Origin of the sequence: Roseburia sp. AM23-20, from assembly GCF_003470905.1 — a bacterium.
Lineage (GTDB): Bacteria > Bacillota > Clostridia > Lachnospirales > Lachnospiraceae > Roseburia > Roseburia rectibacter.
On record NZ_QRHS01000009.1, the window covers coordinates 39,831 to 49,148 of the forward strand.

At 41.2% G+C, this 9,318-nt stretch carries 7 protein-coding genes; all 7 read right to left on the reverse strand.

Annotated elements, in window-relative coordinates:
- Positions 1-2 precede the first annotated feature (2 nt).
- A complete protein-coding gene (gene clpP, locus DW650_RS08830; RefSeq protein ID WP_260048015.1) occupies positions 3-599 on the reverse strand; it encodes an ATP-dependent Clp endopeptidase proteolytic subunit ClpP in 597 nt (198 codons plus the stop codon).
- A 102-nt stretch (positions 600-701) separates the two neighbouring features.
- Positions 702-2,045 carry a trigger factor gene (gene tig, locus DW650_RS08835; protein WP_118209678.1) on the reverse strand — a complete coding sequence of 448 codons (1,344 nt, stop codon included), beginning with the start codon at positions 2,043-2,045 and terminating at the stop codon, positions 702-704.
- A gap of 186 nt (positions 2,046-2,231) precedes the next feature.
- Positions 2,232-2,705, reverse strand: a complete 474-nt coding sequence (locus DW650_RS08840; protein WP_118209679.1) for an NUDIX hydrolase — start codon at positions 2,703-2,705, stop codon at positions 2,232-2,234.
- A gap of 74 nt (positions 2,706-2,779) precedes the next feature.
- Positions 2,780-4,573, reverse strand: a complete 1,794-nt coding sequence (locus DW650_RS08845) for an ABC transporter ATP-binding protein (protein ID WP_118209680.1) — start codon at positions 4,571-4,573, stop codon at positions 2,780-2,782.
- Positions 4,573-6,303, reverse strand: coding sequence for an ABC transporter ATP-binding protein (locus DW650_RS08850; RefSeq protein ID WP_118209681.1), 1,731 nt, complete (start codon positions 6,301-6,303; stop codon positions 4,573-4,575). Before DW650_RS08850 ends, DW650_RS08845 begins: the two co-directional genes overlap by 1 nt.
- A 593-nt stretch (positions 6,304-6,896) precedes the next feature.
- The gene (locus tag DW650_RS08860; RefSeq protein ID WP_118209682.1) at positions 6,897-8,543 is read right to left on the reverse strand and encodes a hypothetical protein; all 1,647 of its coding nucleotides are present in this window, start codon (positions 8,541-8,543) and stop codon (positions 6,897-6,899) included.
- On the reverse strand, positions 8,480-9,304 hold the full coding sequence (locus tag DW650_RS20025) for a hypothetical protein (protein ID WP_243102908.1): 825 nt from the start codon (positions 9,302-9,304) through the stop codon (positions 8,480-8,482). The genes DW650_RS08860 and DW650_RS20025 overlap by 64 nt, the downstream gene beginning before the upstream one ends.
- Positions 9,305-9,318: the final 14 nt, after the last annotated feature.

Genomic DNA, 9,318 nt, shown 5'->3' on the forward strand with positions numbered 1-9,318 from the left:
TTCTATCGATTTGTGATGACATCATCAATCAGACCATATGCCTTTGCTTCTTCCGCTGACATATAGTAATCACGCTCTGTATCTGCTGCGATCACATCATATGGTTTTCCGGTATTTGCAGCAAGAATCTCATTCAAACGTTTTTTCGTCTTTAAGATATTCTCTGCTGCGATCTGGATCTCTGTAGCCTGACCTTTTGCTCCGCCGGATGGCTGATGGATCATGATCTCCGCATTCGGAAGTGCAAGTCTCTTTCCTTTGGTACCTCCGGAAAGTAAGAATGCTCCCATACTTGCAGCAAGTCCGATACAGATCGTGGATACATCACATTTGATATACTGCATTGTATCATAAATTGCAAGTCCTGCTGTTACCATTCCACCTGGGGAATTGATATATAACTGGATATCTTTTCCAGGATCTTCTGACTCTAAGAAAAGCAACTGTGCCACAGTTAAACTTGCTGTTGTCTCATTCACTTCTTCTCCGAGGAAAATGATTCTGTCTTTTAATAAACGGGAGTAAATGTCATAATTACGCTCTCCTCTGCTGGTCTGCTCAATGACGTAAGGTACTAAACTCATTTTGTTTTCCTCCAATCCTCTTTGTTTATAAAAATTTAATTATTGCTTATATGCTTAAACAGACCGGCCCGAATGAGCCAGTCTGTTGTATGTTGTCCGCTTTCGACGAAGCTTCTCTTATTCTTCTGCGTTCTCTTCAGCGTCCGCTTCTTTATCTTTCTTTGTCTTAGCCTTTGCTCTCTCTTTTACGTTTTCCATAACAAGGTCAACTGCTTTTGTTACGGAAATATCTCTCTTCATGGATTCTTTCTCAGCGTCGCCCATGTACTCTTTGAGCTTGTCTGCTTCCATGCCGTAAGCCTTTGCCATCTTCTCGATCTCAGCGTCGATCTCTTCTTCGCTTACTTCGATGTTCTCGTCTTTTGCGATCTGCTCTAATACAAGGCTGCTCTTAATACGTGTCTCAGCTTCCGGACGAACCTGCTCTTCTAATTTGTCTAATGTGAGACCGGAGAACTGCATGTACTGCTCCATGGAAAGTCCGCTCTGAGCCAGTCTCTGTGCAAATTCATTTACCATGTTCTCGCACTGTGTTTTAATCATTGCTTCCGGAATCTCCATTGTAGATTTGTCAATGATCTTCTGGATTGCTTCATCCTCTTTTGTGCGTTTTGCTTCGTCCTCTTTCTGAACCTCTAAGTGTTTCTTTAAGTCTTCTTTGTACTCTTCTAATGTATTGAACTCAGAAACATCCTGTGCAAACTCATCGTTTAACTCCGGAAGTTCTTTTGTTTTTACTTCGTGGATCTTAACTTTGAATAATGCAGGTTTGCCTGCCAAGTCTGCTGCCTGGTATTTCTCCGGGAATGTAACGTTTACGTCTACTTCATCTCCGGCATTCTTTCCTACTAACTGATCTTCGAATGTATCGATGAAAGAGTGGGAACCGATCTCAAGCGGATGATTCTCGCCTTTGCCGCCCTCAAATGCAACGCCATCAACGAATCCTTCGAAATCGATCACAGCGGTATCACCTTCAGCGATCGGTCTGTCTGTTACAGTAACAGTTCTGGAATTCTTCTGTCTTTCTTTCTCAAGCTCAGCCGCAAGCTCTTCATCAGATACTGTTGTATCGATCTTTGTTACCTGTACGCCTTTGTATTTACCAAGTTTTACTTCCGGTCTTACAGCAACCTCTGCTGTGAAGATGAAAGGTTTGCCAGCTTCGATCTGTACCACTTCGATAGAAGGTCTTGAAACAACATCTGCGCCGCTCTCTTCTACTGCCTGTGCGTAATTCTCCTGAATCAGAGTATTAGCAGCCTCCTCATAGAATACGCCTGCTCCGTACATTTTCTCGATCATCTTTCTCGGCACTTTACCTTTACGGAAACCAGGAATGCTGATCTTTCCTTTCTCTTTCATATATGCAGCCTGGATCGCATCCTCTACCTTCTCTGCTGCAACTTCAATTGTGAGTTTTGCCATGTTCTTTTCTAAATTTTCCACCTGTACACTCATTATTACTCATTTCCTCCTTCAAACTTTATATGAATACTTGATGTACTTTTTTCCGTTCATTTCAATCTATGTTCCTGTCGAGCACCCCCGTTTTTCAAGGGTTTCGCCTGTCTTTCGGAAAAAAGGGCGTACTACGACTATCACAGTCATTTTAGGATTATAACACACTGTGTGGGAAAATTCCAGTTATTTTTGAATTTTTCCGGCAATGATAAGTTTTTTATCGACCAGGGTATCGCCTTCGTATACCAGTTTCAGCGAAAAATATTCCTCACACTCATCCAAAAGCCGCAGGAATATTTTGTCACCTTCCCACAGTTTCAGGTCTTTGATCTCCTTTTTCGGTACCCAGACAAGCTCTCCCTCGTCGCAGTCGGTTATCTCCCCGGTAAACTGGCCGGACGTAAATAAGTGCATATATTCAGTGCCCCACTCATTGGAAATAAAGGTAATGACGCCACGCGGGCGGTAAGATGTCAGGGTAAGACCTGTCTCTTCCTTTACCTCCCGCAGCATACATTCCTCCGGCATTTCCCCCGCTTCAAACTTGCCGCCGACACCGATCCACTTGTCATGGTTAAGGTCGTTTTCCTTTTTTACCCGGTGCAGCATCAGATAACAGTCATCTTTTTCGATATAACAAAGTGTGGTTAAAAACATCGCATCCTCCTGTAGAAATTTTCTGTTTCGTTTTTGCTGCCGTTCACACGTACTGTGTGAGCAGCAAATTTTTTTTACTCCTGCAGACCTGCAAACTGCGCCATATAAAGTTTATAATAAGCGCCCTTTTTCTCCATCAGCTCTGCCGGACTTCCCTGTTCTAAAATACCTCCCTGGTCGATCACAAAAATGCGGTCTGCGTTCTGGATCGTGGAAAGTCTGTGTGCGATCACAAAACTGGTTCTGCCGGAAAGCAGCGCCCCGATTCCCTGCTGCACTAAAAGCTCCGTATGTGTATCAATGCTGGACGTTGCCTCATCTAAGATCAGGATTTTCGGCATGGAGATCATGGTTCTCGCAAACGCAATAAGCTGCCTTTGTCCGATAGAAAGTCCTGCCCCATGTTCTTTTAATTCCGTTTCATAACCTTTTTCCATTTTCATAATGAAATCATGCGCATTGACTGCCTTTGCAGCCGCAATCATTTCTTCATCTGTCGCATCTAATTTTCCATATAAAATGTTGTCACGGACTGTTCCATGAAAGATAAAATTATCCTGCGTCATAACACCCATCTGACGCCTTAAGCTCTCAATGGAAACCTTTGTCAGATCGTAACCATCCACTAAAATTTTGCCGTCTTCAATGTCATAAAAACGGCTGATCAGATTAACGATCGTTGTTTTTCCTGCTCCGGTCGGTCCTACCAGTGCGATCGTCTCACCCGGTTTTACAGAAAAACTGACATCGGAAAGTACCTTTGTTTCCGCCGGTGTTCCCTTATCATAAGTAAAACTTACATGTGAAAATTCAACACTTCCCTCTATATCCGGCAGTTCCGTCACATCCTTTGCGTCCACAATGTCAGCGTCGGTATCTAAGATATCAAAAATACGCTCTGCCGCCGTAAGATTTGTGACAAGATTATTATAAAAATTGCTCAAGTTCATGATCGGGTTCCAGAACATATTGATATAAGTTCCGAATGCAACCAGAAGTCCGACCGATACTTTTTCAAATCCCAGAAAACGGATGCCGACCAGATAAAGCATCATCGCACCAAATCCCCAGCAGAAATCAATGACCGGGCCAAACATGTCAGCGTAAGTTACCGCATCCACAAATGATCTCTGATGTTCGTCCGTCAGTCCTTCAAAAATCTCCTGTGTCTCATCTTCTGCCGCAAAACTCTGAACCACATTCATTCCGGCAATATCCTCATGCACATAAGCATTTAAGTTTGATGCCTTTTTCCGGAATATCTGCCAGCGTTTGTGGGATGCCGTCTGTACAAACCAGATCCCCGCGATCATAAGCGGGATCGTAGAGAGTGATGCAAGCGCAAGCCGCCAGTCTTTTACCAGCATGATCACGACAACCCCGACTACCGTCACAAATTCCGGCACCATCGTCGTGACCACATTGACCAGCACATCTTTTAAAGAATTGACATCCCCGATGATACGCGCAAGGATTTTTCCGGTCGGTCTGCTGTCAAAAAATGAGAATGACAGCGTCTGAATGTGCTCATACAGATCCTGACGGATCTTTAGTAAAATCTTATTGGAAATCACCGCCATCGCATACATTCGGAGTTTTACCATCACAATAAAAATCAGGTTTAACACCAGTGCAAAGATTCCTAGTCTGATCAGTCCATGCAGATCGGACTGCGCAATATAGTGATCGATCGCTTCCTCGATCAAAAGCGGGTTTACCAGTGAAATCGTCACCGTAACCCCCATACAGAATAACACGGCAATAATCGTGCCTTTATATGCAAGCAGATAGGAAAACAGCCGCCGCATGATCTTTTTCTTGTCGGTATTTTCCATAAATTCATCTTCGCGATATGAATTGACTGCCATTACATCGCCTCCCCTCCTAAGAACGTGCCATACTGTGCCATGTAAGTCTCATAATAAAGGCCACGCTTTTTTAGCAGTTCCTGATGTGTTCCGCGCTCCGCGATCTCTCCGTCTTTCAGATAGATGATCTCATCTGCATGACAGACCGCAGAAATACGGTGCGCAATGATCATTTTCGTTGTATCTTTTAATTCATTTAATGTTTTCTGGATCTCATGCTCCGTCTCCATATCCAGCGCAGACGTAGAATCGTCTAAAATCAGGATTGGCGCATGTTTTGCGATCGCACGCGCAATACTGATACGCTGCTTTTGTCCGCCGGAAAGCCCGACACCACGCTCACCGATGACCGTTGCATACTGTTCATCCATTTTTTCAATGAAATCTTTTGCCTGTGCACAGTCTGCCGCCTTACGTATCTCATCAACCTGCATCACCTTGCGCTGCCCCATCTTAATATTTTCCTCGATTGTATCCGAAAATAAAAATACATCCTGCAGTACAACCGAAATACTGCTGCGAAGCTGTTTTAACGAAAGTTTCCGCACATCCGTACCATCCACTTTAACTGCGCCGTCTGTCACATCATAAAAACGCTGCAACAGGTTGACGATCGATGATTTTCCGGAACCGGTAGCACCCATGATCCCGATCGTTTCTCCTGCTGGAACTATAAAATTGATATCGGAAAGAATATCTCTTCCTTCGATGGAAAATGAAACATGTTCGAAAGAAATATCCCCTTTGACCGGTTTTAATACGACAGGCTGCTCTCCGTCTTTGATCATGGCTGTCTCCCCGTAAATCTTTTTGATCTTCTTGTAAGAAGCAACGGCAGAGGACAGATCATTGGTCAGCCAGCCTAACATTTCCATCGGCCAGGTGCAGTTCCTGCTGTACTCTACAAATGCAACAAGTGCCCCAAGTGTCATATTTCCATGCATCACGGAAATACCGCCCAGGATCGTCATTGCAACCGGCAACGCTTTTCCCACGAACTGGAAATACGGATAATATTTTACCAGCACCTTTGACTGGCTTATATTCAAGTCATAGTAACGTTTGTTATGTGACAAAAATTTTTCAATCTCAAATTTTTCCCTGGCAAATGCCTTTACGGTACGCACACCTGCAAGATTTTCCTCCGCAACCGTGGTCAGCACCGCATTTTCCTCACTGATATCCTCGTAAATTTTATCCAGTTTCCGCTCCATGATGATCGCGATCGCGCCGCAGGAGATCATCGTCACAAGCGGTATCAGCGCCAGTTTCCAGTTCAGATGGAACATACAGTAGAGCACCATGCTCACATGGATGACGACCTCGATCGTCAACATGCCGACATATCCCATCGCATTCCAGATCTTGTCGACATCATCCTTGACTCTCGCCATCAGCTCTCCGGTATTCGTATTATCAAAATAATTCATCGACAACGTCTGAATGTGCCGGAACAGATCCTTACGGATCTGTGCACCGATCTTTGAACTTAAGACATCAAATGAAAATTCTTTGCAGTATCCAAAGATGCATCGTCCGACTCCGACTGCAACGATTCCCACCAAAAGACCAGTGAGCAGTTCCATTTTTCCGCCGGTAATAACTTCATCCACGATCCTCTGTGTGATCTGAGGGTAAACCATATCCAGTCCGGTCGCTATAATCATGGAACATATTGCGAACAAATACCCATACCAGTAATGTCCGATATATGTATGTAACTTTTTCATAAATTCTTGTGATTCCTCCTTACTTTCCCCTCTTACATTCCCCGGTCTCTGACATATTTTTGTACCGTGACGCACCACTCTGACAGCCGCCTGCACGCTTCACAAGCAGCCCCCTTAGCACAAAAAAATCCCGCAGTGTCATATCTCACCACGGGAAGTATGTCAAAAAACATTCTATTTACTTTTGCATGAATTTATGCCAGCGTAACAGAATTAACCGAGGTAATTGTATGATGATTATGCAGTTCGTTCATTGTAACATTCGTTAATCTAATCATTACTTTTACCTCTCTTTCTTTTGGATTTTAGATTACTTTGCTAAGTATACGCTTGAGGCGGGTGGGTTGTCAAGAGTGCTTCTGGTAAATTGCGCTTTTTTCTATACATTTACACAGTTTTCTTCGCAAATATCCTAAGACATTCCTGCACTGCCTGTAATGAAATATCTAATTTCACCTGAAGTCTTTGTAAAATATCCTCTTTCGGCAAGCCAAGATCATAACAAGTATCTATAATTCCACGTGCTTCTCCACGCGCCTCTCCCTCCTTTGCTTATCATCTCGCTTTTGCAATTTAAACATTTCTTTTCTTTTTCAAATTTCTGGATCATTCACATCTAAAGTCACCAAATCTTCCGGCAATCTATAAAAACGAGAGCTATGGTATTTACAATTAAGTTTTCGTTGCATAATATCAAATATTTTAGAATCGTGAGTTGTCATTATAATCTGCACATCAGTATGCATAATAATACTACGGATGAGGTCTGAAAATCCAAGAATATTCATATCATCAAAACTTCCGATTGGATCATCAATAATAATTGAATGAATATCTAATTGTGTCTCCGTTAACGCTCTTGCAAAAAAAGAGCTAAATGCAACTGCATTAAGTTGAGCCGTGCTAAGATATAGTTCTGCTGTATACCCCTTTCCTTTCTGATTTTTGCGAGTCATCTCATAATTTAACTGAGGACGGTTATCCTCTGTAAAAGTTAATGAAAAATTCATATCTGTAAGATCATTATTAGGGTCAATTTTTTGATAGATAATGTTCGCATTCTCCTGGGAAAAATATTCTTCCAACTGTTGTTTTAGCTGTTGTGTAAGTTCATCGTTCATTTCCTGACACTGCTGATAATTTTTTTTGGTATCAAATTCTTCCCTTTTCTTTAATTCATAATCAACCTCCGCATTTTTCCACAAACTCAAGTAATCTTTAACGCCTTCTTCATTAACAATGCGCCTCAACTTACTTACACGTTCAGAATACATTTTGCATTGTTTTTCTCCTGTTTGTCGTTTAATTTTTAATAAATCTGGATTTTGAAAATACGGTTCATACGCTTCTGCAAAAGAAATATTTTCTTTTATCCATTTCTCTGTCGACAAACTGTTCTCCTTCAACATTTCTTCTGAAAGAAAAACAATATCGTTATGTTCCTCATCAAAACTTTTTAACAAGTTAGTTAATTCATCCACCTTTTTTTTACAATCTTCGGCATAATTTATTAATGAATTCCATTTACCACTTCGATAATCCGTTTCAATATTTTCCGCATTTTTCAGCAATGCTAAATGTTCTGAATTCCAACTTGACAACTTACTTTGATTACTATCTTTTTCCTCCGTTAATTTTTCTTTTTCATTTTTTAAAACTACATTTTTGTCTACTAACTGTTTCTTGCTCTCATGATTATACGCCAGCCTTGTGTGTTTAGAAATATAGTAATTTGTTACGCATTCAACTATATTACTTAGTCCACTATATATAATTCCATTCGTAGAAAGCCATTCATTTATAGTCTCAATTTCATCCTCTAAATATTTTTTCTTTTCTAAAAGACGTTCTTTCACATGTGCTAATATTTTACAAGCTTCGTTAAATGCATTTTCATATTCCTGCCAAATGTTTTCCTTTTCTTCCGTTGCTTTTGACAGTCGAACCTGATATGCCTCCTGTTCATTATCCTCAATACTTTGAATGCTAAGAATTAATTTTTCCCATGATTCAAATTTCGAATGACATACTGGACATCGACAATGATCTTTATTATTTTCTAAATACTCGACTGCCTGCTCCTGCAGATTCCGTATTACCGCCTCCTGTTCAATATGTTCAGTTAATAATTTATGAACTGCCGAATCTGCAATATAAAATTTTTCTTTTATAGATACTAATTGGCTACTGATTTCTGACAGTCTATTCCTTGCATCATCACAAATATATTGTTCATGCAAAATAGAACAATCAAAACTCCATCTTTTTGATCCTTCATCATCTTCTTGCTTCTCTGATTACGAAGCTGTGTGGCAGGAACCCATTTTCCATGGAAGAAGAGTTTCCTTTTGGCAGTAAGACGGATGACATAGTCCTGTTCCAGTTCATCAAGTTTCAGAAACATCTTGTTGTCATCGTAGCCTCTGTCCATGGCAAAGATTGCTTTGCCAAAGAGAGCTGCACCACGTTCCATTGCAGAAAAAGTAACATCATTTATAGAGGTAAAATGTTTTTCTTTTGAAGAATGAATTTCTGAAAAAATACTGACAGGATGATTATTTTTAGTGAGAACACAGGCTTCTGTTACATGATATCCTTTTTCATAAACTGTTTTGGAAGCAGTACTTTTAGAGCCATCTCTGACAAGTCCGAGAGCTTCAAATTTGTAACCATCAGGCTTTACGACATCGCTGTCATCAATGTGTATGACAGGTTCTTGCGGAGCCCATTTACGGATGGCAGTAAGATAAGATTTAAGCGCGGTGGAGGAAATGCCATTGTTTAAATGTCTGGTCAGCCGTTCAACAGAATTGACCTTTTTGGAATCTTCGTGAAGCTGATCCACAACATCGGTTAAAAGACAGCTTCTGGAGGCAAGCATACCATAAGTCATCTCGGCAGAAAACTTTTTGTCCGGCTTGGACAGGTGTTTTGAAATTTTATTTGAAAAAGTTAAAATTTCCCGTTTCAAAGTATAAGTATTTGTTGTAGAATTAAGCATAAGGAGTCCTCCTG